The organism is Virgibacillus salexigens, assembly GCF_000723585.1.
Classification (GTDB): domain Bacteria; phylum Bacillota; class Bacilli; order Bacillales; family Amphibacillaceae; genus Virgibacillus; species Virgibacillus salexigens.
Window position 1 is genome coordinate 329,545 of sequence record NZ_CCDP010000001.1, and the last position, 26,326, is coordinate 355,870.

Consider the following 26,326-nt stretch of genomic DNA (forward strand, 5'->3'; position numbering starts at 1 on the left):
TTTTCTGTCATTCTATAGATGTCTCTTGCATTCTTTCTTTTTTTATGTTCCCCGGTAATACGTAAGTAAAACGAGAAGAAGAAAGATTTAGGTTAGAATGGGATGTGTAGCCAGAAATGAGAGGTGACATTTCTCGTGAAGTTTTGATGCTGACTTGATATGATTAAATCATGCAAAAATAGATAAAGAAAAAGGTGATCGTATGTATGATCTTGAGAATAAAGTTGTTCTGATTACTGGCGCTTCTAAAGGTCAAGGCGAGTCTCAAGTAAACAAGTTTTTGTCCTTAGGAGCTCGAGTCGTCATTGCTTCCCGTAAGCTGCAAGATGCTAAGAAACTTTCCCAAGAAGCTGAAGTAAATCAAACGCTCCCTGTTCAGCTTGATGTTACAAGCGAAGAAGATTGGGAACAAGCTATCCAATCTACCATCGCAGTGTTTGGGCGGTTGGACGTACTCGTGAATAATGCTGGTTTATATTATAATGGTCCTTTAACAGACACAGAATTGAATCACTACCGTGAAATTATAAACGTGAATCAAATAGGTGTTTTTCTTGGTATGCAAAACGTTATTCCTGTCATGTCGAAGCAAAGGGCAGGATCCATTATTAACAATGTATCTATTTCCGCTTTTGCGCCGTTGGATGGTACAGCAGCTTATGCCTCATCGAAGGCAGCTGTGGTTGCAATGTCGAAGGCAACTGCTGTAGAAGTTGGTGAATTGGGAATTAGAATCAATATGGTACACCCTGGAGGTGTAAATACGGAAATGGCGAAGAAAAGTGGAACGCTGCCGATTTATGGGCAAACACCGTTAGGAAGAATCGGTGAACCAACAGAGATTGCAAATGTTATTGCTTTTCTTGCTTCCAGTCAGAGTTCATACTGTACGGGCGCTGAATTTGTTGTTGATGGTGGATTAACACTTGGCACACGAACAGAATGATCTTGAACCTCTTAAATGACAAAGGTTTCTTCCGTTTAGGCTCGCGTTCCCCCGAAAGCAGATTGACAAAGATATAATTACAAAATATATCACTTCATTTAATAAATGGTTAAATTCTGAAAAATAGGATAGACAAATGGACAAGAAGTGATAAAATCTATAGTAATAGATAAAAAGGAGCGCCCGATCATGAAGCAATGGATGAGAAAAATAGCCGTCATTTTAATTACAATAATGACTTTAGGGATGTACGTTCCTGCTTCTTTAACTGCCGATCCGGAGGAGCCCAAACAACGTTATGACTCGGGATCGAATGTAAATGAAGCAACTTCTACTACTGTACTAGAACAATCGACGAACGTAGCTTTAACAATGGAGCAGCTTAGTCATAAGATCAAGGCACAGACTGAGCTTAAAATGGGGCCAAGGATTACGCGTCGTGTAGGTGATGAATTTACATCGGTTATTCTGCCAAACATTGAAGCGGTTATGCAAACTATCTTGCTCGATGAAAACAACCAACCAATTCCTTATTATACGATTACAGAAGACCCTGCTGATGGTTATGGAGAACGTATCTTTAATATTTTAGATGTAAAGAATCAGCAATATGTTGCGAAATTTCACGTAAGGAGAGACCATCGTCCATTAGAAGGGCATTGGTTTAACTTCCATTATCATATTAAAGACGATAATTTTGAGAAACATTATGATATTGGCGATATATACTGGGATAAGAATACACCACCAAAATGGATGGCTTAAGAAGTGCTGGGATGAAATGTTCCGGCACTTCTTATATCTTTTATTCAATTTCTGCTAAAACATCACCGAGCTGACGATTTTGGATGAGTTGATCAGCATAATTGTCGAAAGCAGTTGGTTCTCGATTTACAATAACCAATCTTGCTCCACGTTCTTTAGCAATTAAAGGGAACTGATTTGCTGGTGTGACACTTAACGAAGAACCGAGAACAATAAATAAGTCAGCCTTCTCGGATTCTAATAAAGCCATTTGAAAGGCATCCACAGGCAATGTTTCACCAAAAAGGACAATGGAAGGGCGTAAGATACCACCACACTCACAATAGTATCCCCTCTGAACGTACTCTTCACTACTATATTCTCTTTGACACGACTGGCAATGAAGCTTTTGCAGGGTTCCATGGAGTTCTGCTACCCGTTTACTGCCTGCTTGTTGATGAAAACCATCCACGTTTTGTGTGATTACAGATTGGACGATTCCTTGTTTTTCCCAATCTGCGAGGATATAGTGGCCTTTATGTGGTTGATAGGTTTTTACACCTATGACGCGTTCGCGATAAAATTGTGTAAACGCCTCGACATTGTTATTTAATGCTTCTGTACTTGCAATCTGACTAGGGTCTTGGTTGTTCCACAGTCCTTGATTTGCTGAACGAAAATCAGGTAAACCACTTTCTGTCGACATGCCTGCTCCAGTAAAAACAACAACATAACTTGCTTCATTTAGCCACTTCTTTAGCAATATGCTTCCCTCCATTTTATTTACCTTATTGATTTATTGGAATTAGAAAGCTTGTCTTTTTCCTATAAGGTAAGCCTTCATCAAGGATGGAATTGTTTTCTCTTATCTTATCATATTTCTCATCCACGATTGAATCTTTTCACAGCCGTTTCTAAAATGGGCGTGGTCTTCTGTCCCAATTAACCTATTGAGGCATAAACTAGTAGTGTAGATGGAATCAAAGGAGTGCATTTACATGGGCTTATATATAAATCGAGATAATCATACAACCATTTATGAACATGAAGAAGCTAGGAAGGAGCCGAATCAACGATTCTTTGTTAGAAACCATACGACCGAAATGGTAAAAGAACAGCAAAAGGTAAATGCTGCATTGCAACAGTCTTTTAATCGTCTAAATCGCTTGGTTGCTCAGCAGGATGTGAAGGCATCGACTCGATTTAAAGAGGTCAGCAAGCGACTAAATCAATTAAAGGAATTGCACACCGAGCATGATCAAGTAGAACAGAAAGTAATGCAACAGCTACATCATTTGGAAACAACCACAGCAAATCTGGAAAATGTTTTAAATGACCATCAATTATCTAAACAGGATTTTCACAAGCAAATGGATATGCTGAAAGATTCGGATGAAAAATTAATGGAGCAATTAAAAATGTCTGAACAGGCGAATGCCGATGTTGCCAAGAGGGTTGAAGCACATTTAGAATTACAGGAAGGTCTTGTAGAACGTGTGAATAACCATGATAAAAAACAGAAAGAAACAAATGCACGTTTAGAAAATCAAGAAGCGTTAACAGAAAAGATGGTGAGGCAGTTGGATAATATCCGCTCTATTCTGTTTGAGCGAACCAATTATCTGGCAGAAAAAATTGAAGATGGTTATCAGTTAACTTCGTCCTATGTAACGAAGTTAATGACTGGAGATGAGCAACCACGGACGTTATTGATGATGCATCGTAATAAGGGAAGAGATAAAGAATAACTAGCTTTTCACTTTGTTTAAGCTTGTAGTACTTCTGCAAGCTTTTTTATTGTCTAGGAAATGGTAGATGGTGGAATAACCAACCAAGTAATCTAGCGAAAATCGAATGCTCCTTTTAGCTATCCTTCATTTTAAATTCATGCTTCTCATAAACTTCTCATTATTTATAATCTACTTCTCATGGTGGACTCAGTTTTCATTGATACATTTATCATATCAAAAATTTTTCATGAGGAGCGGTTAACGTGAGAGTAGTTATGATACCTTCGGGCTTTAAAGAATGCTTACAGGTTGGAGAGGTTGCTGAAGCTATGGAAAGGGGAGCTAGAAGATTTGATAAGACAATGGACATCAAAGTTGTGCCGATGATCGACGGTGGAGAAGGCTTTACGAAAACCATTATTAATATAAAAGGTGGTCAACTTGTTCATCGAGAAGTAGTCGGTCCAGTCGGTGAAAAAGTTCCCAGTTATTTTGGGGTTATTCGTGAGAATGGGAAGCGAACTGCCGTAATAGAAATGGCCGCGGTAGCTGGTTTACATTTAGTACCGGTTCAGCAAAGAAATCCTCTGAAGACAACGTCCTATGGAGTTGGAGAATTAATTATCCATGCCTTGGATTACGGTGTGGATCATATTCTGATAGGATGTGGGGACTCCGGAACTTCTGATGGAGGAGCTGGGATGGCTGAGGCATTAGGTGTCCGCTTTTATAACGATAAACAGCAATTGATAACGGTTGAAGGTGGAGAACGATTAATTGAAGTGGCAGAAGTGGATACAAGTGAACTAGATAAACGTCTGCATCATATTCCAGTTGATGTAGCTTGTAATTGGAAGAACGTCCTTTGCGGTAATCAAGGAGTTGCCCGCATATTTGGACCACAAAAGGGTGCTACCCCGTCACAGGTTGACCTTTTATCTGAAGGATTCGAACGTTATGCAACAGTAATTGAAACAGCAATTGGTGTAAATGTACGAATGATTCCAGGTGGAGGCGCATCTGGTGGATTAGGCGCAGGTTTGGCAGCGTTTACAGGGGCGAAGTTACATGAACGGTTTTCATTAATTCGTAGGTTTATTGATATCGAACAAGCAATCGCAACTGCGGATGTCGTTTTCTCTGCAGAGGGAAGTTTAGATTTCCAAACACCCAATGGAAAAGTTCCTGCTGAAGTAGCAAGAATTGCAAAGAAATATGATGTGCCTGTCATTCTTATCGCTGGTGCAATTGGAAAAGGGGCAACTGCGAATTACCGAGCAGGTATCCATGCCTATACCAGTATTACACAGAAGCCAGTCGTACTTCAAGAAGCGTTGGAGTTAGCACCTATCTGGATCGCAGACAGTATTGAATCGATATTAAGACAAATCGACATTGGTAAGAAGGTAGCGAAGCGAAAGGATGTTATTCATGTTAAGAGGAATGGCCGAATCTATCAAAATCAGTAAATCAGGATTATTGGAATCGCGGCTGCCTTTCAAAAATACAGTTGTTCTTATTTTACATCTCTTCTATTTAATGGCAGTTGTCTTACCAGGAGCGCTAGATTATTCGGCCAAAGTTTCGTTATTCATCTTTTTATCCGCAATGACTTGTTGGGTGTTGACGAAACTTCCTGCTGGTTTTATAGCAATTGCAGCCTTAATGGCAATTATTTTATTAGGAGGAGCTACTCCTTCCATCTTATATGATGCATTAGCGCAAGAGGTTGTTTGGCTTATGATAGGTGCTTTTATTATGGGAGAAGCGGTAAAACAGTCTGGGTTAACGGATCGCATGATCGATTATTTACTGAAGAATGCTTCATGTAAAGAAAAACTCCTTCGTCGTTTAACAAATGTACTTTTATTATCTGCGTTTTTCGTTCCATCCACCTCTGGCCGAGCTGCATTAGCGAAGCCATTAATTGCGCAAATAGGTGAACGGTGGCATTCAGAAAAAGAGAAACGTTTTCTTGCATTATTTACACCGATTCTGATTTTAATAAGTACTTCAGCTACGGTAATTGGAGCAGGATCTCACCTGATTGGCGTTGGATTATTGGAAAATGCAACCGGACAATCGATTACGTATATCCAGTGGTTCATTTGGGGTGTACCATTTACTATCGTAATTAGTTTTCTTACATTATATATTCTAAAGTGTATGATTTGGCCGAAAGAAAAGCGAAACGAAAAGAATCATGTGACCATTTCACAACAACAAAAGATGGATGGATCGCTTAATCAAAAGGAGATTCGTGCGTTAGGATTTATTGGTTTGGTTTTACTAGGGTGGCTAACGCATCCCATTCATCATTATGATATTGGATTTATTACGATGTTGGGAGCAATGTTATTTATGGCTCCTGTTTATGGAGTGATAACCTGGAAGCAAGCAGTAAATTCTGTATCTTGGCCACTTATCTTATTTGTAGCCTGTGCTACTACTTTAGGCGGAACACTTATTGATACCGGTGTAATTAATTGGTTGGAAAAGGAGTTATTCATTGGTTTAAACCTAATTAACCAAGCTCCAGAATGGTTGTTATTGCTAATTATTTTACTGATTACAATAACTAGTCATTTCTATATCCACTCGCATACGACGAGGGCTGTTATATTCATTCCAAGCTTGATTGTTTTTAGTGAAACAATTGGGTTAGATTCCACGTCAGTTGTATTTCTTAGCTTAATCGGAATGAATTATTGTTTGACATTTCCAGTTAGCTCGAAGGCAATTTTGCTGTTTGCGGAAGATACATCATTTGATAAGAAACAGTTGCTCCAACTTAGTGGTGTGTTGATGCCTGTCTATATTCTAGTTATGGTATTCTTTTACTTCACGTATTGGCAGTGGACTGGATTACAGCTTTAATTGTTGGAATAGTTGGCGTGCAGTATCACCAGCTATTCCATTTCATCATGATTAGCAACTTCTTGTAACCCATGTAAATCCACGATTTGTTCCTCAGCCATCTCATCTAAAGCGAAGACTGTTGCAGTCGTTTCTTGTAAATCTTTTATATATACCGGAATCCCTCGATAGCGAACTTGGATAAGTTCTAATGCATCCATGATTTCTTGTGCACGTTCCTTTTTCATTTTTTCACCTACTTTTACCTTTATTTTTCGTTTTATGGACGGAAAATATGCGATGGTTCATTATAAGGAAAATAAAGGTTTTTCTTTTGTATAATTGGGAAATCCATGTATCATAGAATTAGGATTAACACATCCTAAACTACATGATATTAGAGGTACTACATACTACATAAGGAGGAAAACGCACGTGATCATTGTGATCATTGTTTTATTATTTGTATCATTCTTCTTTTCAGGCAGTGAAACTGCTCTAACTGCAGCAAATAAGATGAAACTGCAAACGAAAGAGAAGAATGGTGATAAACGCTCTGGTAAGCTACTAAAGTTAGTATCCAAACCAGAACAATTTATTACTTCTATTTTAATAGGGAACAACATTTCAAACATTATCTTGCCTACATTAGTAACGATGGTAGCCATGGATTATGGAATTAATGTTGGACTAGCCTCAGCTGTATTAACCATCACCATTATTATCTTTTCAGAGGTTATCCCCAAATCAGTAGCAGCGACTTTTCCTGATCGAATTGCATACATCGTTTACCCGGTAATTCGAGCCGTTGTGTTTGTTTTTAAGCCGTTAACCATGCTGTTAAACTGGTTAACAGGCTTTATCATCCGGTTTCTATCCAAGGGAGAAAAGGCCAATACATCTGTTTCAAAGGACGAAATACGAGCAATGGTAGATGTAGCACGCACGGAAGGGATTTTTAGGCAGGACGAATCGCATCGAATTAAAGGGGTGCTTGAATTTACGAATTTAAATGTAAAGGATGCACTTAAAACCCCTCGTGTAGATATTTTGGCGCTTCCGTATGATTCTGACTTTGAAGAGGTGCGAAATATTGCCATTCAGAGTCCGTATACACGATATCCAATCTATGATGAAGAAATTGACAACATTGTAGGTGTTTTTCATTCGAAGTATTTGCTATCTTGGTCGATGGATCCCGATAAAACGCTGGAGTCATATAGTGACATGGATCCGTTAATTGTCTTTGAGTTTCACTCGGTTGATTGGGTGTTCCGCAAGATGATTCAAGAGAAAAAGCATATGGCGATTGTACTTGATGAATATGGTGGAACAGAAGGAATCATCACCCATGAAGATATTATTGAATTACTAATCGGTTTAGAGATTGAAGATGAGACGGATAGTGGAAATGGACCATTAGTTGAGGAAGTAACGGATTCAGAAATTATTTGTAATGGCAAAATACCTCTACATCGATTGAATACCATTTTTCATACGGAAATACCAGAGGAAGAAGACGTCCTTTCTGGATACTTATTAAAAGAATTTCATTATTTTCCAGAAGAAGGAGAAACATTAGCGAAAGAAACGCTAACATTCCGTATACTTGAAATTGAAGACCGTACGATAAAGCGGGTACAAATTAACAAGCATGAGCCGCATTTAGAGGAAGAATAGTAGTAAGGAGTGTTTCTCTTGTTGTTTAAAAGGAGCTGATTCTAGAACAGCTCCTTTCCTCATAATCTTGCTGCTATTCCTATTTTTTATGCTATGATAATAGAAAGGAGTGAAGACGTGTGCAATATGATGAAAAGGTAAAGAATCGCATGAAGCGGATTGAGGGACAAGTTCGTGGGCTACAGAAAATGATGGAAGAACAAAAGGAATGCAGAGATGTTGTAGCACAAATGTCAGCCGCAAGAAACGCATTAGATCGCACGTTGGCTTTAATCGTGAGTCAAAATTTAGAAAGATGTATTCGTGAAGAACAGAAAAATGGAGAGAGTACGGAGGAATTAATTCAAGAAGCGGTTAATCTTCTTGTCAAAAGCCGTTAATCAAAAACGCTGACTAAGTATGCCATGGTGGCATGAAACGTCAGCATTTTGCTTTTAGGAGGTTTTTTTATTGAAAATATAAGCATATGCTTATATGATTATATTAGGTGGTGATAAGGTCATGGAAATGGAGAAAGCCTCAGTAATTTGTAAATTGTTCGGTGATAAAACAAGGTTAACCATCATGAAAATTCTTGATAGTCAAGATTGCTGTGTCTGTGAATTAGTAGAAATATTTCAAGTTAGCCAGCCCTCGATCAGCCAGCATTTACGGAAGTTAAGGGATATTGGTTTGGTGAAAGAAGAACGGAGGGGTCAGTGGATATTTTACGCGATGAATAAACAACATGAAGCATATGCGTTTGTGCAAACTATTCTGGTAAACCTCCCTGATCAGGACGATAAATTAAAGGAATTAGAAGAAAAAGGAATACGGATTACTTGTTGTTAGAGGAGGGGGAAGGTTTTGACATCAACGGTTTTTATAGCATCAGCGATATTTATTATTACTTTGACTTTTGTTATCTGGCAGCCGAAAGGTCTATCCATTGGATGGTCAGCTTGCGGGGGAGCAATTCTTGCCTTAATAGCAGGAGTTGTTGGATTTACGGATGTTATCGAAGTAACCCAAATCGTTTGGAATGCGACGTTAGCATTTATAGCAATTATACTTATATCGCTTATTTTAGATGAGATTGGTTTCTTTGAATGGGCATCCTTACATATGGCCAAATTAGCAAAGGGCAACGGCATTAAAATGTTTATTTATATTAGTATATTAGGTGCAATTGTTGCTGCATTTTTTGCAAATGATGGAGCTGCACTGATACTCACCCCGATTGTGCTTGCAATGGTACGTAATTTGAATTTTTCAGAAAAAATGGTTTTTCCATTTATAATGGCAAGTGGATTTATTGCTGATACGACTTCACTTCCATTAGTAGTTAGTAATTTAGTAAATATTGTTTCAGCAGACTTCTTCAATATTGGTTTTGTGGAGTATGCTTCTAGAATGGTCATTCCGAATTTATTTTCGCTAGTTGCAACGATCGGCGTTTTACTACTTTATTTTCGTAAACGTATTCCACGCAGTTATGCCACAGAACAGTTGCAAGCGCCAAGGGAGGCAATTCGCGATTTGCCAATGTTTCGCTTATCGTGGTTTATATTAGTGATATTAGTCATTGGTTATTTTGTAAGTGAATTTGCTGAGATCCCGGTATCCATTGTAGCAGGGGTTACTGCTATCTTTTTCTTAGTTATGGCCAGCAGAAGCAGTACTGTAAATACGAGAAAGGTTGTTAAAGGTGCTCCTTGGAATATCGTTTTCTTCTCGATTGGAATGTATGTTGTCGTATATGGTTTACGAAATGCGGGGCTTACCGATGTATTGGCGAATGTTATTCAGGCCAGTGCTGAACAAGGCTTGTTTATTGCCACGGTTGCGATGGGATTTATCGCAGCAATTTTATCTTCGGTCATGAACAATATGCCGACGGTAATGATTGATGCTCTTGCAATCGCAGAGACAAATACTACAGGAACGATTCGAGAGGCACTTATCTATGCTAATGTCATCGGTTCCGATCTTGGGCCAAAAATCACACCCATTGGATCTCTTGCTACGCTGCTTTGGCTCCATGTATTGTCTCAAAAAGGGGTTAAAATCTCTTGGGGTACCTATTTCAAAACAGGGATCATTTTAACCTTACCAATTCTATTAATTACATTAATTGGTTTATATGTAACACTTGTATTGTTTTAATATAAACATGAGATGAAAAGGAGATTAAAAATGAACAAAAAGACCATCTATTTCTTGTGTACAGGTAATTCTTGCAGAAGCCAAATGGCAGAAGGTTGGGCGAAATTCTATTTAAGCGATGATTGGGAAGTAAAGAGTGCTGGAATCGAGGCACATGGATTAAATCCAAATGCTGTAAAAGCGATGCAGGAAGTTGATATCGACATCTCAGAGCAAACATCGGATATTATTAACAGAGACATTCTTAACAACGCAACTTTAGCAGTAACATTGTGTGGGGATGCAAAAGATAAGTGCCCGATGACTCCTCCCCATGTAAAGCGTGAGCATTGGGGGTTTGATGATCCAGCTAAAGCAGAAGGAACGGAAGAGGAGAAATGGGCAGTATTTCAACGTGTACGCGATGAAATTGGTGAACGTATAAAACAATTCAATGCAACTGGAAAGTAATAACAGACTCTCCCTTCATTATTCAGGGAGAGTCTGTTATATTGGTAGATAAACATGAAAGCTATTTTCACCTTCGGACGTATCTAAATAAATGTAACCGTTATGCTGCTCGACGATTTCCTTCGTAATGGCTAGTCCTAAACCAGCACCTCCAGTTTCTCGACTTCGTGACCTTTCAATTCGGTACAAACGTTCAAAAATTTGTTCCTTTTCTCCTTCTGGAATCGTTTCGCTCGGTCCAGAAACAGTTAGGTTATAGTAATTGTCTTGTTGTTTCCCACTTACTCGTATCGAACCAGGACTTCGGTAATAGCGAATGGCATTATCGAGAAGATTATTAATGATTTGCTGCAGTCCTTCTGGATAGATGAGACAATGTACATCTTCTACGTTAAGCAGTAATTGAATATCGGCTTGTTTTAATGACCATGTAAACATAGATGTGCTTTGTTCAATAACTTGTTTTATTGAAATGAGTTGTTTGTTTGGGTGCATAGTAGAAGTTGTATGATCCCATTGCTTTAATTGTTCAAACTGTTCCAGCATAGAAGTAAGCCGTTTTGATTCCTGATAGAGCGCTTCGAATAATTCGTTATCTCCTGTGATGTCTTCTGATTTTAATGCAAATAAATAACCATTGAGATTGGATAAAGGGGTTCGAAATTCATGGGAAATATCAGAAACAAGCTTTTTACGATCCTGCTCCTTTTTATTTAACTGCTGGATTAATTGGTTGTATTGTTCTACAAGGAGACCGATCTCATCTTTTTTTGATACTGCAATAGGTTGCGGATAGTTTCCTTTCTTTAGCAGCCTCGTTGCATTTATAAGCTCATGTATTGGTTTTAGTAAACGTTTCATTAAATAGAAATAAAGGATCGTTCCAGCAATTACTGCGATAAGTATAAACATCCACACATAATGAAATAAGGATTGATTAAATTGTTGTTGGCGCTCTTCTCCGAGGTTACCAACGCCCGCTGCAAGAAAGCAGGCAGTATGATATAATGCCCAGCCGCTAATAAGTGAGGCGATACCAATAACAATAAAGTGCAAAAAGGTCAATCGCCATAAAAAGCTATCAGGAAGAAGCATCTTTAACGTTTTACATAGCTGTGACAAATTTATACCCCATTCCACGTATTGTTTGTACACGTTTAGGCTGTGAAGGAACGATTTCTATTTTTTCTCGGAGCTTCTTAATATGAGCATCTATGGTTCTATCCATGACATGATGTGTAGTATTCGGGTAAATCTTTTCTACTAGTTGTTCCCTAGAAAGGATGATATTTGGGTTTTGCATGAAATAATAAAGCAGATTAAATTCGTATTTGGTTAATTTAATTGGCTGATTATGCAGAAGCACTTCACCTTTACGAGGTTTAATGCAAAGGCCATCCCAGACTATTTTTTGACAAAATTGACCGGTGCGGCGTAATACTGCTTCTACATGGGCAATAAGTTCGTTAGGATCAAAAGGTTTGGTCATATAATCGTCTGCCCCTATCCTTAAGCCAGATATTTTTTCTTCTGTGCGGCTTTTAGCTGAAAGCATAATAATGGAAACCTCGCCATGTGCTTGGGTGCGCACCCATTGACAGAAGTCTTCTCCACTTGATTTAGGCAACATTAAATCGAGAATGATTAAGCAGGGAAGCTGTTCTAAAAATAATAACCGTGCTTCCTCTCCATCCGTAGCTTCTATTACCTCGTAATAATTCTTTTCCAAATAAATTCGTATCAGGTTTCGAATCATCTTGTCATCTTCTACGACCATAATTGTTTGTTTCATGATTTCACCTCAAAAATAGTTTACATCATTCAGGCGAATTAATGAGAAGCAATTTCCTATTTCATTTTCTCGTATTCCTGAACCATTAAATCATAATTCATTGCGCCGAGTGCTTTGTACTGAATTCTTCCATCTGCATCAATCATATAGGATGACGGTATTGGTTGAATTTGATATTTATTTGCTACTTCTGTTTGTTCATCCATTAGAATTGGAAAGGTGAGTTGAAAGTCTTTCACAAAGTTCTCTACCTCTTGTTGACTTCCTTCTGTTTCCGTTAGGTTGACTGCCAAAATAACGATATCTTTGTTATCATAAAACTTTTGCATATCCGGCATTTCAGCTCGGCAAGGGGGACACCACGTAGCCCAAAAATTAATCATTACTGGTTTTCCCCTTAGTTCAGACAGTTGAATGGATTCTCCATTTACCGTTGATAACGTAAAATCAGGGGCAGTATTCCCAATCTCAAGTCCAACTTCATTTGATTGCGCTGCTTTTTCTTCACTTTCCTTCAACGTCGAGGTGATTTTATTTTCAGATGCTTGCTGATCTTGTTCTGGTGCTGTATTAGATGAAGTAAGAAAGTCATAGGCCGCCCAACTAAACATAGCTAAAATAACTCCAATAAGTATTATCTTTTTCATTTTTACAACCTCCTTCGGATTCATTTTGCCGAATTAGCTAACCTAGTTTCGTAAGCCAAGTATCCTCAACTAATTTTAATAAAAACGCTGATATTTGAGGCATAAGCCCTGTAAATAGCAACAGACCCATCAGAATCATAATTACTCCGCCAACTTTCATAATCATCCCACTGTAACGAACAATCCATCGTGTTGATCCAAGAAAAAACGTAAGAATAAGAAACGGCAATGAAAAACCGACAACATAAAATAACGTATACCATGCCCCTTGGGTAGGGTTTGCAGCAGCAACAACTAAAATAGATGCAAAGATTGGCCCAATACATGGTGTCCATCCTGCAGCAAACCCCATTCCTACAAAGATAGTTCCTACATAGCCAACTGGTTTCTTAGTGAAGCGAAAACGTTTTTCTTTCATAAAGGAAGTAACTTTTAACCAACCACTGACGAATAACCCCATAAGGATAATGAAAATTCCAGCTATCCGTTGAATAAATTGTCCGGATTCTCCTGCTAACATTCCTTGTATCCATTGTCCAACATAAGATACGCCAATTCCTAAACTAATAAACACGAGTGATACACCGAATAGAAAGAACACAGCATGAAAAAGGAGCTTCCGTCGGATTTTGAAGGTGGCATGATGCTCCAGTTCCTTTACACTCATTCCAGTTATATAGGATAAGTACGCTGGAAATATAGGCAAGGTACAAGGGGAGAGGAATGATAACATTCCTGCCCCTAATGCTAACCAAATTGTAAGGTCTGCGGTTTCGATCATAAGAACACCAGCTTTCGATTGAATAAGTATAGAACAGAGATTATTAGAGCAACCATTACTAGGAATAGTGGTTCGACCATATACCCAAAAATGGTTGTGAAAGGTAACAACCAACTTATCAGAAGTTTACCAAATACCCAGCAATAGCTTATTAGCAATAGCATCGTTTTTTGATTGATTAGACGCTTTAGCAACAAAAATAGACTTAAGAGCATAAACATTAAAATGAAATTTCCCCAGGCAAATGAGTTATCCATCCAAATTATCTCAATAAAATGATAAGTGAAACCTGCAAATACGAGTACCGGTATAAAGTGATAGAAGAGTCTCGCTAGTTTTAAACCATTTCGTTTCGCTTTGTAGACAAGCTGTATACTTGTTAATATAAGAGCAAGATAGAATGCATTCGCATCACTTGGATAAGCAAGCACAGCGATAGGGTCTGAAATGAAAATAGACAGATGCAGGATAATCTTCGCTAACCAAATAAATAAAATCATATTAATAATGGAGGTAATCATTTGGTCAATGATTTGCTTTTTATCTGAACGATCCAGCTCATTCATCAGCTGAAAGGCAATAAAGCCAATTGTTAAACTAACAACATTTATGGAAATAGTAATTAAAATCGTAGTTGATGGCATATTTCTCCTCCGTAAGCTCGGTATAGTTACATCATACATATCGAATGTGAAAGTTTGATGAAAATGGAGTATTTATATAAAAGAAATAGAATTGCTAGGAAGAAGTTGACGGAATGGAGAATGTGCTACCATATGAATGACAAGCCTATGTATTAGGAGGAAGATATGAGTCTGATTGCACAACACCCCTATATAAAAATAGAAAGAAAAGTAACGAGTATTGAACAATATGATATTGAGCATCAACGGGTAATTTATTTATACACCGATAAAGTAGTTACCCAGAATCGAGTATTCCCGATGGACGATGTAATGGATTTCTCATTTCGAAAAATCGCGGACAAGGGTGGTATTCTTTATTTACATACGCTTAAAGGGGTTTATACGTACACGGTGAAGTCTTCACCAGAAGCTTTTATCTCAGCATACAGGGCCTATTTTAAGTAGTTGTTTGATAATGAAGAATGTAATTCTGATTACAGGGAGAGAAGCAAGGCCGTGGAAATAAAACATTTACAGTACTTTTTGGAGGTAACTAGGTTAGGCAGCTTTACACAAGCAGCAAACCATTTATATATTACGCAACCAGCAATTAGCCGAATTATTAAATCACTAGAGGAGGAAGTTGGCTTTCCCTTATTTATTCGTTCCCGAAAACAACTGATATTAACAGAAGCCGGACGTGTATTATTTGAGCATGCTAAACAATTTGATCAGCAGTACAAAGCGATGCATTATGAATTAGAGCAAATGCAGCAATTAAATAAAGGACATATCCGAATCGGACTACCCTCTATTACAAATTCTTTCTTTTTTTCACATTTAATTGCTGCATTTCACGAGGAGTACCCAGAAATTACGTTTCAATTAGAAGAGGACGGTTCAAAAAGGATTGAAGAACAGGTACTAGAAGACAGTCTTGACTTTGGGGTTGTTGTTTTCCCTACAATTCATGATGAATTTCATTATTATTCCTTCCTGAAAGAGGGGTTAAAAGTGATCGTTCCATCTACACATGAGCTTGCAGATAAGCAGCAAATCCGAGTAAATAATTTGAAGCATGAATCATTTATCATGTTCAATAAAGATTTTTCACTACGTGATAGTATCGTTACAGCATGTAAAAATGCTGGTTTCGAACCTCGTATTATTTCAGAAACCTCTCAATTAGATTTTATAGAAGAAATGGTAGCTTCCAACGTTGGGATTACGTTATTACCTGAAAGTACAAGTACTGAACTAACCAATGATGTAAAAGCAATTACAGTTGAAAACCCAACCGTTGTATGGGATCTGGCTCTGATATGGAAGCGTAATCGTCAGCTGCCAGAAGTGATGAAAGAATTTATTCGTTTTGCCAAAGAAAAACTAATGCATAAGGAATGATCGATGGACTTCATATTTGACGAGGGGCTCAGGCTGTCGGGAAAGGAACTCGACAGTCTTTTCTAATGGGCTCTAACGGCATAGAATACACTACGCTTTCCACGGGGAACCCGTGAGCCCTTCAAACTCCACTAACGTTCCGTTCTGCGCTTGCATTTTCCGCTGGTGTCTTCGTGTATTACGATTAGGATGGTGGTTTGAATACTATATTGGAGATTTGATTTAGGCGGTAATATCAAATTTCAAACTCAACAAGATAAACAAATTGAAACTGAACTTACTGACAGCGGACTGTCAGAACCTGAAAACGATTGCCCTCGCCCTATCCAGGGGGGGCAATCGTTTTTTCGTTAAAGTGCTAATCTGCGGGTAGTCTTCTCCCGATTCGAGTAGAGGAGTTTAGGGAGATGGCCATGGATTAATTCGTAAATAAAGCTTATAAATCTATTTAGACCAATTGCTTTCACAGAATGAATGGGTCTGACAAACAGTGAAGCCTTTCCATAACAATTTGTTATGATGCGCATTTGTTATTGGCATTGTACGCTGCGCCACAGAGGGGATTATAATGGAATAGCAGTAAGGTACGAAGCCTACTGATGACATCAATAGATAAGGTGATTGTTATGCAAGCAAAAAAGAGTAAAGAAACTCGTATCATACAGAATGATCAAGTATTGATTAACGATTTGAATAACTACCATACCCTATTTGGTGGCGTGCTTATGAAAAAGCTAGATGCCTGTGCCACACTTTCTGCTAGAAGACATGCTCGGGTGAAGGAATGTGTAACAGCATCCACCGACACAGTTAATTTTATATCGCCAATTCGTCAAAGCGATTCCGTATGTATTGAATCCTTTGTGTCCTATACAGGAAAGAACTCCATGGAAATCTTCTGCAAGGTCATAGCGGAAGATATGATATCAGCAGAGCGCCGAATTGCAGCTACAGCCTTTTTAACGTTCGTTGCTTTGGATGAAGATAAGAAACCGATTGAAGTTCCAACCGTTATTCCTGAATCAGAAGAGGAGCAATTCCTATATGATACTGGAGAAGAACGGGCGAAGATTCGTAAATTAAAAAGACAGCAAAATAAAGATTTAGTATCGAAACTTTCTATTAAAAAACCTTGGGATGAATAGGCGAAAGGAGTGAAAAGGATGCTTATTACAACAAGTTACCATGAACTAGAAGAAGCAAAGCAAGCAATTGACGAATTTAAAGAGAATAAACCTGGATTATACCAGCGTTTTAAACAAATCATTGATTTAACCAGACAGCTGCAATTTAATTATCAATACATGGGCTGTTTAATTATGAATGAAGAACCGAGCAGCTTCCGTCCGCAAGTACAGAATGCGTTTATCTTATCCGTTTATCAAAAAGAAGTAGATCAACTAAAATCAGAGCAAGATATACAAGACTTGCAAGCATTATTAGGAGCTTATAAACATATTGGTTATGGTAATGTAAGCAGTCTCTTACTGGGAAAGCAAGCCTATTCGTTAGTAGGGCCAGCTGTCATCTGAATTACAAACAGCCGAGCACATCACTGCTCGGCTGTCTTAACAAATACTTGATAGAGTTTTCCTTGTACTTGTAGCATGCTACACATCCGGTTTGATGCATACTTATGACATTCCCTCGTGTATCATAAGTTGATTTTTCCTTCAACAGTACTCTCTTTTTAGAGAGCTGTCATTTTTGTTATGGCTGATGATTCCTGCTACTTCCCCATAAGCCGGTATACATATAAATTCCAACAATAATTACACAAATGAGTAAGAGTACAGCAGGAATTACCCATGTGAACCCAAGTGAAAATAGAATTGGTGTAAACGTAACGATGATGATATCTACTGGGGCCACCCCAATATAGGCTAATGCATAGTCTTCTGGGGTTTTGCTTTTTAATTCAGGGTCTACGATACGTAATAAGGCTAGTCCCATCGCTACTGTCCCTGTACTCCACCCCCAGCCAAATAATGATTTTTCTAACCAAAATTGCTGGAAAATATTCGGACCAATAAATCGGAATAGAAAATAAGCCCATAGCACTCCAAATGCGAATAATAAGAGCAGTGGCACAGCATAGTCCATTACCACGGTTATATTAATCGAAGCAATCCCTATCGCTACAAGAAAATCTGTGGCGGTACCACCAATGCGCTCCATGACTCGTTGATCCACATACGCATCGGCATTTAGTTTTCTACTGATTGTTTGAAAGATAAGTCCTAAAACAAAGGCAACACTAAATAACGGAATGGATACAGAAGGAATCAAGTCGGTTAATACATTAGTTAACCAATAGGATACACCAATTACGAAAGCGATAATTGCTAAATGCAAAACAAAAGGGTCAATGGAACTGGAAGACACCGTCTCTTGCCCCATATTAAACCGTTTATGTTTTGGCATTAATCCAGATCGAAGTTCATCTGGTAAATCTTTAAAACTAGTAATAAACTTTGTATGTCCCTTTTCTGTACTTTGCTTAATTAAGAATAATCCGCCTAGTACAGCAACTAATATACCGATCGTAGCAGAGGTCATCCCTAAGTCCATGGCCTCTTCCCAACCATAATGTGCAAAACCTTCCCCGATGGCTGCAGCAGTTCCATGACCACCTAAAAATCCAGCACCTAAGATTAGTCCGAATCCACTTGGTAAATCTGAGAACAGAGGTACTAATACCACGAGTCCGAATAACGCACCAGCCCCCCACATCGACAGGGTGAGGATCAAGGAATAAGAAAACATGTTTCGAACACGATGAAACACTTCTCCTAGATTGACTTTTGCTGCCCCAATTGGAATAGCGGCAAAGATAATTGCAATTAATAGTCCAGGATAGGTGCTGAACTGATTAGAAAAAGGCAGCAAATTGAACCCACTTGGACCAAACGCGAGTCCAAGAAAGCCAGCAATCATACTAGCAGGAAGAAATAGTGATTGTATCCATTTAACTTTCGCTCGTAAAATGGTTCCAATTAATAATAGTCCAGAAATAATACTTACATCGAGCATTAAAGCCCAAATGTCAAAATTAATCATTTGATAAATTACCCCCTACTATGAAAATGGATAAATGAAGGTTGAAACGTCATAAATGTGGACGTCACGCGTTGAATGTCTTAACGTGTGAGGGATGTTGTTGGACAGCCAGTTAATTATACCATAAGGAATCCTTCCGTACAGACTTTCCAGTAATTACATAATTTTACTATTTCATAGAATAAATAGAAAGATTCCTTTTGTATGGCCTAGAGGGGGAGTAATGAGATCTTAGTCATTCGTTTTACATTTCATATAAACACGGTAATTGACCCCGCTTAGCTTACGAAACGCTTGTTTTTTTCTGGTGAATTCTTTGAAGCCTAGCTTACGATATAAGTTCATCGCTTTTGTATTTGTATCAGCTACCTCTAGTATATATTCAGTGAATGTAGGGGAGGAAAGTAAATGCTCTAAAATAGCTGTACCAACCCCTTTTCCTTGAAAGGCGGGAGAAGTAGCCACGAATTCAATAGATACTTTACCCGATCCAGTTTCAATGGGAGGTTTTTTAAATTCACGGTTAAAAACATAATAGGCAAATGTACCTTTAACGAAGCCAAGGTGTTTTCTTAATTCCTGTTTATTTGGGTGAACAGATAGGATATGACCATCTGTACATGCTGTTATTCCAGCAATTTCTCCATCAATGATTGCAACATAAAAAACTTCTGTCACAAACATGTGTGCCAGTGCAGCGGTTAATGTTTCCCTCTTCTTTGAAAAGAAAGTGAGATGTTCTCCAAAACCATCGACAAAAATGGAACTAATATCGTGGCTTACATTCTTTTCTAATTCACTTGCTTTCTTGATTTCCATAACCATACATTTCCTCCTTTTTTGATTGACTTAATCAGTCAATATAAGAATAAATGGAATCAACGCCAGTGTCAATCCAAATTGCAGTGGAGAAAATCTGGAAAGAGATAGGTATTCCCTCTTTACCTTGTTGTGAACATCCGTAAGATAAGGTCCACTTTTGATCCTAAATCTGTTTGAATCCAAGTAATGTCTTCTACAATAATTCCAGATACAACAGTCAAGTAAAGATTTAACAATTCGTCTGGATCATGTGGAATGATATCGCCGTCGATTTGCGCTTGTTTTATTAACGGAAGCAGCTGTTCATAGTAATCCTTTCCTACTTTCTCAATCAATTGTTCGGTAGAATTGGAGATATTATCGTTACTTCTAGTGATATGTTGGATAACTCGGAAAATATCACTATTTCCCTCAGTGAAAGCCACCTTTGTAAAATATTTTATTTTTTCCAAGGGAGATAATGATAGCGTGTGGATTTCCCTGAATAGTTCATCTGTCCCTTCCATTGCCCATTCAAGGCTATGAAAAAGCACCTCATCTTTGGAGTGAAAATAGTGATAGAGCAGGCCATGACTAATTCCAGCTTCCTTAGCAATCATCCCTACTTTGGTTAGTCTTATGCCATTCTCAGCAAATACTTTCAATGCTGCTTTCATTATTTGATTTTTCCGTTCGATACGAATTTGGGTTAATTGGTCTTCGTTTAATGGAGCCATACATCGATTCTCCTTAAGTTATATTCCTTATTCTCTCACTACATAGTATCATATCAAAGGCAAGCAAGCTGGAAAAAGGATTACAATAAATGAAAAAAGCGAACCGTATAAACAGTTCGCTTTTTCGTTCGTGTTAATCCTGTTTGCCGCGAATTTTAGCCACTTCATCCGCAACAAATTGTACATTCGTACCGACAATTACTTGAATGCTATGTGCTCCAACAATATTAATTCCTGGTACGCCTGTAGATTTAATTTTCGCCTCATCCACTTTATTCATATCATCTACTTCGACACGTAATCGAGTAACACAGTTATCGACAGAGGTAACGTTGCCGTCTCCACCTAATCCTTCGTAAATTTGTGCAGCCATTGCAGTGAATTTCTGATCGGATGATACTTCTTCACCTTCTTTATCTGTTTCATCCAAATCCTCGTCTGATTCACGACCAGGAGTTTTCATATCAAATTTTTTGATTAAGAAACGGAACAAGAAATAATAAATCACTGCGAATACGAGTCCTTGAACAACGAGCATATAGGGCTCATTGGCTAATGGAAGTCGTGAGCTTAAGAACAAGTCAATAAATCCGGCACTGAAACCAAATCCAGCAGTCCAATTAAAGAAAGCTGCAATTGCTAAAGATAAACCGGTTAACACGGCATGTACAAAATAAAGTGCTGGTGCTAAGAACATAAATGAAAATTCAAGTGGCTCTGTTACTCCTGTAAAGAAAGCTGCGAATCCTGCTGCAAGTAGTAAAGATGCTGCTTGTTTTTTTCTTTTTGTTTTAGCTGTATGGTACATGGCAAGAGCTGCTGCAGGCAGACCAAACATCATAATTGGGAAAAATCCAGCTTGGTACATGCCGGTGACGCCTTTTTCCCCTTCACCTGACCAGAAGTTCCCTATATCATTAATTCCTGCCACATCGAACCAGAACACCGAGTTTAAAGCATGGTGTAATCCAGTTGGAATTAAAAGACGGTTGAAGAATCCATATAGTCCGGCACCTGCTGCACCTAGTTGACTAATTGATTCAGCAAAGGATACTAACCCACTATATATAACTGGCCATACAAAGAATAAGACGCCAGATATAATCATCATAGAAAAGGCCGTCATGATAGGAACAAGTCGTTTGCCGCTAAAGAAAGCTAACGCATCTGGAAGCTTAACATGGCTGAAACGGTTGTACATCATGGAGGCAATAATCCCTGAAAGCATACCGATAAATGCATTTTCGATACTCCCAAACGCAGCATTTACATTTTCTGCTTCGATGCCTTGTAATAATGCAACGGTATCTGTTGAAAGTAATGTAGTGACAACAAGATAACCCACCAGCCCACTCAAAGCGGCTGACCCATCTTTGTCCTTTGACATCCCCAGAGCAACCCCAATTGCAAAGAGAATGGAAATATTATCAATTATCGATGATCCTGCATTGACAAAGAATGCAGCGACCGGGTTCCCCGACCCAAAACCAGTTGGAGACGGGTCAATCCAGTACCCAATCCCCATTAAAATAGCAGCAGCTGGTAACACAGCTACCGGCAGCATTAATGAGCGACCGAGTCTTTGTAAATAGTTCATCATACATATTCCCCCTTGATTGTTGTAGTCTCTTATAATAATTGTTCCCTATAAATAAGATAATTGGTATAAGGTCATTGATATTTTTTAAGTCGTTCAATATGAAGTGTAATATATCCTAACTCTTCAGAAGGAAGTTGGATACCGTGGGAAGTGGACAACATCTTAGCAACGCGTTCGGAACATTGATAACTGCGTTTAAATTTTCGTTTGATCATAAAAAGCATTTCCTCGTCCATCGAGTGAACTTCATAATGGTAGATACGATTTAATGCGAATCTGAGATGTGTCATTAAACGCTCGTAGGCTAGATCATCTGTGGCAATGGTGATGTCCAAGTCAATTTTTATCGTTTCCATCATATCTTTCACAATTGCTGTTTGCCTAACCGTCTCGTGTAAATCACCTCCTTGAATTTTCATGGTGTGGATATGCAGGGCAATGAAGGCGGCTTCATCAATAGGCATATCCACATTTAGCTTCTCCTTCATGTGATGAAGTGCCCAAACGCCAATGTCAAATTCTTGTCTATACATAATTTTTATTTCCTGCAATAATTTGTTTTTTAAATGAATACCTTTTTGTTCTCTTTCAATCGCAAAGGATAAGTGATCGGTTAGAGCTAGAAGAATATGTTCATTTAGTTTTGTATTTAGCTGTTTTTCAGCGAAATCAATAATCTCTTCAGAAATAATTAGGTGTTCTTCCGGGATACGCACAATTAATTCCTGAAGCTTTTCATTTTCCTTTACTACAAATAGCTTTTCAATCCTATCAGGATTAACAATATCTTTTTTCTTTTTTTCAAAGGCAACACCAGCACCGATAGCTATTTTTTCTTGGTCCCCATCCATAACGATAACGGCATTATTATTTAAGATTTTTGTGATTCTCACCGGAAGACACCTCCTATTTCCATGCTTCCATGTTACTTAGTTTAATGTGATAATCATCGTTTCGCCTTGTTTTGCTACGGTTTCTTCTGCATAAGTGAACTGTTTGTCTAAATCATTGCTATTGGTAATGATAATAGGAGTGATAATATCCGCTGCATGTTCTTTAATGTAAGGCAAGTCTGCTTCCATTAGTAATTGTCCTTTTGAAACAGTATCGCCGGTATTCACCTCAACACGGAACCCCTCACCCTTTAATCCAACGGTTTCTAGGCCGACATGAATGAGCAATTCCAATCCCTCATCTGTAACAAGGCCGATAGCATGTTTGGTTTCAGGGATTTGCACGACCTTTCCATCAAAAGGAGCTGCAATTTTACCGTCGCTTGGCAGGATAGCAATGCCCTCCCCCATCATTTTTTGACTGAAAACAGGATCTGGTACGTTTTCTAGAGAAACTATTTTACCATTTACCGGTGCATAGATATGTTGATCTTTTGATTTTTTGAATAAGTTTTTAAACAAGTTTATTTCTCCTTTCTTATGCGATCGCAATGATGGAATGGATATACACTTAGGTTTAGTTTATCCAATCATATAGATTCATGCACGACACGAAAAAAGGCATGGCAGTACAAAGAGGAGTAAATCCATCGTAGGTACCACCATGCCTGATCGTATCAGTAACATGTGATGCAATATTTACTTATTAAATTTATCCTAACATTCCTTTCTTTAAAAAGCAATGTATAAATGTGTGGAGCAGGCGTTATAACTTTTGCTTGGCTTGTTCAGGAATATCTTGCTGTTGTACTTCTTCCCAAGTTTCAATATATTTCCCTTTGGTAAAAATACGTAAATAAGCATCTTTTCTTAATTCTCCACTAGCATAGAAGGTGACTTCTTTTTTCCGGCCATCTTTATCGAACCCAGTTAACGTATAGTTATAACCTCCTGGACTGAGAGCGGTTCCTTCTTTATTGACTTGTACATATATTTCTTTCTTTGGTACGAGCGGGTTAAATCGATCCGTTACTTCGTTTGAAAATAGTTGCATAATTAGTAAACCGGCTCCAATAATGAGGCCGCATCCTAAAATTGTGATAAATAATTTTTTCATCCAACTGTATCCTTTCTACTAATGATAGATAAATCCTATCACGAGAAATTCATTCCTACGTTGGATTTGTCTTTCAACATGCTTACAGTATTGAAAGGAAAACGAAGCTCGCTAGCTTTTCAAGTTTTGTATCAGGTGTAGAATATTCACGGTCTGATTAAATAACAAACGATCTGCATTTTCCATGCAAGCTTCTACAGTGGAAGGACTGGTAATAATGGAGAAACACCCATCAAATTTCTCTCGTAGTGCAGCTAAATCACCAGACAAGGATCCTGACAATAATATTGCCGGTACTTTATTTTTATTCGCTACTTCCACGATATAGCCTGGGGCCTTCCCATAGAGTGTTTGCTCATCGCTTTGGCCTTCTCCGGTAATTACTAGATCTGCTTGTCTGATCGCATGATCGATGCCAGATGCTTTTCCGATTAAAGCAGCTCCAGATGTAAGTTCTGCACCAATAGCTAAAAGGGCAAAACCAAGTCCTCCCGCTGCTCCAGCTCCCTGAACGGTGGTGAAGTCTTGATTCAGCTCTGCTTCCAGTCTTTTTCCTAGCGTAGATAGGGCTTTGTCGTACATGATGATTTGTTCCTTTGTTGCGCCTTTTTGTGGCCCATAAATAGCGCTTGCCCCTCTATCTCCAACAAGAGGATTATCTACATCACAAGCTACTTGGATGTGGACTTTACGTAGACGTGGATCTATATCTGAAAAGCAAATATCTTTCACGGCAAGCATGTCTTTGCCGAATATCCCCAACTGACTACCAGCATGATTCCATGCTCGCATGCCTAACGCTTGTAATAATCCAAATCCCCCGTCATTGGTTGCGCTTCCACCAAGTCCAATAATAAAGGACGTACAACCTCTGTCTAACGCAGCCTTAATAACTTCACCAAGGCCGTAAGTAGTGGTTATGTCTGGATTTCTGCGTGATTTAGCTATCTGCGTTAACCCAGCTATGTTCGCAATTTCGATGACCGCTGTATTGTTTTTCAGTACAGCATAATACGTATGTATTGGCGTACCAAGTGGACCGGTGCATGTAATAGGTACTTTTTCTCCCTTTGTAGAAGCAAGCAGCACGTCTACCGTTCCTTCTCCGCCATCGGCCATCGGTTTTATTGAGATAGTTGCTTGTTCGTCAATGGATTGAATCGCTTGTTTCATAGTTATTGCTGCTTCTAAGGAAGTAAGACTCCCTTTAAATGAATCTGGTGCTAGTACAATTTTCATGTGATTCCTCCTCTGTTGCAAGTGTTTACGAATAGTTAATTACCAAACCATTCGACTAGACTGCTTTACGACGGAGCTAATACTATGGGCAATTAGGAATTGTGCAGCATAATAGGTCGTCATAATTAGTACATGTGAGTAGGGAACTGGTGAAATAAACATATTCCAGGAAAGAATAGCGTCAGAAATAAGAAATAACAAACTCCCGATGATTGCAAACTTATTTCCTGTCATAATTGCCAGCCAGGCCATACTAGTAATCACTGCGATATAACTAATCACAGGTAGGACGAATATTTCATCACCTGAACTAGCAATTGCCTGAATTAATTCATTTCCCATTAGAAAACCAAGGATAGCTAGTGGAATAATCATCAGGAATCGATACCAAGAAAACTTCCATTGCAAGGAAAAAGCTGTTAAATAAAACAAGTGGCCAACCAAGAAGAAAGTAAGTCCGATGATGAACCATCGTAATGTACCATCTCCAATTATACAAAAAATGAGTCCAATAATAACTAACCAATGCGTGCTTGATCGCTGTCTAGGCATCTGATTCATTGCATAGATAATAATTAATAACATAGGTATTATCTTAAAAAACAATTTGAAATTACCTGGTTCGGAAGGAATGATAAAGATATATACGATACTCATGACAAGAATAAGTATCGGTATACGATTGACTTGCACGTAATCACCCCCTTTTTTGGAATAAGTGATGCTATCTACTTTAAAAATACCATATTAGTCCAGCAATTCCGAGAAAAATCAAGCCAATAAGTCCACTATATAAACCAATTTTAGTACGGAATTCACGGTGCTCCCTCGTTTCTGATTGGTAGTTAGCGCGTTGTTGCAGCCCACTCGTCCATATTCCTAAAAAAGTTGCGGAAATAAGTATTGCAATCACCCCGATACCAGTAATGATTTTAAGCATTGTTAAACTCCTTTCTTTCCTACCTACGTATTGATCATTCATTTTGCTTCCAAATTCAAAATTTAATTAGAAAGGCTTTTTTAGATGGGGTAACGAGCTAGTGGGGAAAATAGAGCTACTAGATGTTGACAAGAAAAA

General features: G+C 38.4%; 31 protein-coding genes. 14 read left to right on the forward strand and 17 right to left on the reverse strand.

What is annotated here, in order from left to right:
* Positions 1-202: 202 nt before the first annotated feature.
* Both BN990_RS01595 and BN990_RS01600 read left to right on the forward strand, forming a co-directional pair.
* Complete coding sequence (locus BN990_RS01595; protein WP_038241865.1) at positions 203-946, forward strand: SDR family NAD(P)-dependent oxidoreductase; 744 nt, start codon at positions 203-205, stop codon at positions 944-946.
* A gap of 189 nt (positions 947-1,135) precedes the next feature.
* Complete coding sequence (locus BN990_RS01600) at positions 1,136-1,711, forward strand: YpjP family protein (RefSeq protein WP_021290059.1); 576 nt, start codon at positions 1,136-1,138, stop codon at positions 1,709-1,711.
* A gap of 40 nt (positions 1,712-1,751) precedes the next feature.
* On the opposite strand, the gene BN990_RS01605 is transcribed toward BN990_RS01600, so the two are convergent.
* Entirely contained in the window at positions 1,752-2,453 is a 702-nt protein-coding gene (locus BN990_RS01605; protein ID WP_038241868.1) for an NAD-dependent protein deacylase, read from the reverse strand.
* Positions 2,454-2,688: 235 nt separating this feature from the next.
* Here BN990_RS01605 and BN990_RS01610 point away from each other — a divergent pair, with 235 nt between their 5' ends.
* From BN990_RS01610 to BN990_RS01620, 3 genes are all read left to right on the forward strand, one after another.
* Positions 2,689-3,438: a hypothetical protein gene (locus BN990_RS01610; RefSeq protein WP_038241871.1), complete on the forward strand. Its 750-nt coding sequence runs from the start codon at positions 2,689-2,691 to the stop codon at positions 3,436-3,438.
* Positions 3,439-3,683: 245 nt separating this feature from the next.
* Positions 3,684-4,889 (forward strand): glycerate kinase family protein, encoded by a 1,206-nt coding sequence (locus BN990_RS01615; RefSeq protein WP_021290056.1) that lies wholly within the window; start codon positions 3,684-3,686, stop codon positions 4,887-4,889.
* On the forward strand, positions 4,852-6,297 hold the full coding sequence (locus BN990_RS01620) for an SLC13 family permease (RefSeq protein ID WP_051738994.1): 1,446 nt from the start codon (positions 4,852-4,854) through the stop codon (positions 6,295-6,297). The genes BN990_RS01615 and BN990_RS01620 overlap by 38 nt, the downstream gene beginning before the upstream one ends.
* Before the next feature lie 32 nt (positions 6,298-6,329).
* Here the strand turns inward: BN990_RS01620 and BN990_RS01625 are convergent, their stop codons facing one another.
* On the reverse strand, positions 6,330-6,524 hold the full coding sequence (locus tag BN990_RS01625) for a small, acid-soluble spore protein, H family (protein WP_021290054.1): 195 nt from the start codon (positions 6,522-6,524) through the stop codon (positions 6,330-6,332).
* A 187-nt stretch (positions 6,525-6,711) separates the two neighbouring features.
* On the opposite strand from BN990_RS01625, the gene BN990_RS01630 reads away from it, so the two are divergent.
* From BN990_RS01630 to arsC, 5 genes are all read left to right on the forward strand, one after another.
* On the forward strand, positions 6,712-7,956 hold the full coding sequence (locus tag BN990_RS01630) for a hemolysin family protein (protein ID WP_021290053.1): 1,245 nt from the start codon (positions 6,712-6,714) through the stop codon (positions 7,954-7,956).
* Between the two features lie 119 nt (positions 7,957-8,075).
* Positions 8,076-8,336 (forward strand): metal-sensitive transcriptional regulator, encoded by a 261-nt coding sequence (locus BN990_RS01635; RefSeq protein WP_021290052.1) that lies wholly within the window; start codon positions 8,076-8,078, stop codon positions 8,334-8,336.
* A gap of 121 nt (positions 8,337-8,457) precedes the next feature.
* Positions 8,458-8,787 carry an ArsR/SmtB family transcription factor gene (locus tag BN990_RS01640; RefSeq protein WP_232620873.1) on the forward strand — a complete coding sequence of 110 codons (330 nt, stop codon included), beginning with the start codon at positions 8,458-8,460 and terminating at the stop codon, positions 8,785-8,787.
* 15 nt (positions 8,788-8,802) lie between these two features.
* Entirely contained in the window at positions 8,803-10,101 is a 1,299-nt protein-coding gene (locus tag BN990_RS01645) for an arsenic transporter (protein ID WP_038241884.1), read from the forward strand.
* 30 nt (positions 10,102-10,131) lie between these two features.
* On the forward strand, positions 10,132-10,551 hold the full coding sequence (gene arsC, locus BN990_RS01650) for an arsenate reductase (thioredoxin) (protein WP_021290049.1): 420 nt from the start codon (positions 10,132-10,134) through the stop codon (positions 10,549-10,551).
* A 36-nt stretch (positions 10,552-10,587) separates the two neighbouring features.
* On the opposite strand, the gene BN990_RS01655 is transcribed toward arsC, so the two are convergent.
* Genes BN990_RS01655 through BN990_RS22850 form a run of 5 tightly spaced genes read right to left on the reverse strand, consistent with a single transcriptional unit; the run spans position 10,588 to position 14,415 of the window.
* On the reverse strand, positions 10,588-11,673 hold the full coding sequence (locus BN990_RS01655; protein ID WP_081856096.1) for a sensor histidine kinase: 1,086 nt from the start codon (positions 11,671-11,673) through the stop codon (positions 10,588-10,590).
* Positions 11,657-12,343 carry a response regulator transcription factor gene (locus BN990_RS01660; protein WP_038241887.1) on the reverse strand — a complete coding sequence of 229 codons (687 nt, stop codon included), beginning with the start codon at positions 12,341-12,343 and terminating at the stop codon, positions 11,657-11,659. Before BN990_RS01660 ends, BN990_RS01655 begins: the two co-directional genes overlap by 17 nt.
* A gap of 56 nt (positions 12,344-12,399) precedes the next feature.
* Positions 12,400-12,990, reverse strand: coding sequence for a peroxiredoxin family protein (locus tag BN990_RS01665; RefSeq protein ID WP_021290046.1), 591 nt, complete (start codon positions 12,988-12,990; stop codon positions 12,400-12,402).
* Positions 12,991-13,027: 37 nt separating this feature from the next.
* A complete protein-coding gene (locus BN990_RS01670; RefSeq protein ID WP_038241890.1) occupies positions 13,028-13,771 on the reverse strand; it encodes a cytochrome c biogenesis CcdA family protein in 744 nt (247 codons plus the stop codon).
* On the reverse strand, positions 13,768-14,415 hold the full coding sequence (locus BN990_RS22850; protein ID WP_038241893.1) for a hypothetical protein: 648 nt from the start codon (positions 14,413-14,415) through the stop codon (positions 13,768-13,770). Before BN990_RS22850 ends, BN990_RS01670 begins: the two co-directional genes overlap by 4 nt.
* A 165-nt stretch (positions 14,416-14,580) precedes the next feature.
* Here BN990_RS22850 and BN990_RS01680 point away from each other — a divergent pair, with 165 nt between their 5' ends.
* The 4 genes from BN990_RS01680 to BN990_RS01695 all read left to right on the forward strand — a co-directional run bounded on the left by BN990_RS01680 (position 14,581) and on the right by BN990_RS01695 (position 17,333).
* On the forward strand, positions 14,581-14,862 hold the full coding sequence (locus tag BN990_RS01680; RefSeq protein ID WP_021290043.1) for a hypothetical protein: 282 nt from the start codon (positions 14,581-14,583) through the stop codon (positions 14,860-14,862).
* Positions 14,863-14,913: 51 nt separating this feature from the next.
* Entirely contained in the window at positions 14,914-15,801 is an 888-nt protein-coding gene (locus tag BN990_RS01685) for a LysR family transcriptional regulator (protein ID WP_038241896.1), read from the forward strand.
* Between the two features lie 626 nt (positions 15,802-16,427).
* Entirely contained in the window at positions 16,428-16,946 is a 519-nt protein-coding gene (locus BN990_RS01690; RefSeq protein ID WP_021290041.1) for an acyl-CoA thioesterase, read from the forward strand.
* Between the two features lie 18 nt (positions 16,947-16,964).
* Positions 16,965-17,333, forward strand: coding sequence for a hypothetical protein (locus BN990_RS01695; RefSeq protein WP_021290040.1), 369 nt, complete (start codon positions 16,965-16,967; stop codon positions 17,331-17,333).
* A gap of 178 nt (positions 17,334-17,511) precedes the next feature.
* On the opposite strand, the gene BN990_RS01700 is transcribed toward BN990_RS01695, so the two are convergent.
* The 10 genes from BN990_RS01700 to BN990_RS01745 all read right to left on the reverse strand — a co-directional run bounded on the left by BN990_RS01700 (position 17,512) and on the right by BN990_RS01745 (position 26,188).
* A complete protein-coding gene (locus tag BN990_RS01700) occupies positions 17,512-18,861 on the reverse strand; it encodes a sodium/glutamate symporter (RefSeq protein WP_021290039.1) in 1,350 nt (449 codons plus the stop codon).
* A 231-nt stretch (positions 18,862-19,092) separates the two neighbouring features.
* Positions 19,093-19,686: a GNAT family N-acetyltransferase gene (locus BN990_RS01705; protein ID WP_021290038.1), complete on the reverse strand. Its 594-nt coding sequence runs from the start codon at positions 19,684-19,686 to the stop codon at positions 19,093-19,095.
* A gap of 116 nt (positions 19,687-19,802) precedes the next feature.
* Positions 19,803-20,399 carry a TetR/AcrR family transcriptional regulator gene (locus BN990_RS01710; protein WP_021290037.1) on the reverse strand — a complete coding sequence of 199 codons (597 nt, stop codon included), beginning with the start codon at positions 20,397-20,399 and terminating at the stop codon, positions 19,803-19,805.
* A gap of 133 nt (positions 20,400-20,532) precedes the next feature.
* Complete coding sequence (gene nagE, locus BN990_RS01715) at positions 20,533-21,999, reverse strand: N-acetylglucosamine-specific PTS transporter subunit IIBC (RefSeq protein WP_021290036.1); 1,467 nt, start codon at positions 21,997-21,999, stop codon at positions 20,533-20,535.
* Between the two features lie 71 nt (positions 22,000-22,070).
* On the reverse strand, positions 22,071-22,892 hold the full coding sequence (locus BN990_RS01720) for a PRD domain-containing protein (RefSeq protein WP_021290035.1): 822 nt from the start codon (positions 22,890-22,892) through the stop codon (positions 22,071-22,073).
* Positions 22,893-22,928: 36 nt separating this feature from the next.
* Positions 22,929-23,414: a PTS sugar transporter subunit IIA gene (locus BN990_RS01725; protein WP_021290034.1), complete on the reverse strand. Its 486-nt coding sequence runs from the start codon at positions 23,412-23,414 to the stop codon at positions 22,929-22,931.
* Positions 23,415-23,658: 244 nt separating this feature from the next.
* Complete coding sequence (locus BN990_RS01730) at positions 23,659-24,009, reverse strand: YxeA family protein (RefSeq protein ID WP_021290033.1); 351 nt, start codon at positions 24,007-24,009, stop codon at positions 23,659-23,661.
* A 111-nt stretch (positions 24,010-24,120) separates the two neighbouring features.
* Positions 24,121-25,248: a glycerate kinase gene (locus BN990_RS01735; protein ID WP_038241904.1), complete on the reverse strand. Its 1,128-nt coding sequence runs from the start codon at positions 25,246-25,248 to the stop codon at positions 24,121-24,123.
* A gap of 39 nt (positions 25,249-25,287) precedes the next feature.
* A complete protein-coding gene (locus tag BN990_RS01740; protein WP_038241907.1) occupies positions 25,288-25,941 on the reverse strand; it encodes a lysoplasmalogenase in 654 nt (217 codons plus the stop codon).
* 40 nt (positions 25,942-25,981) lie between these two features.
* Positions 25,982-26,188 carry a DUF5316 family protein gene (locus BN990_RS01745; RefSeq protein WP_021290030.1) on the reverse strand — a complete coding sequence of 69 codons (207 nt, stop codon included), beginning with the start codon at positions 26,186-26,188 and terminating at the stop codon, positions 25,982-25,984.
* Positions 26,189-26,326 lie beyond the last annotated feature (138 nt).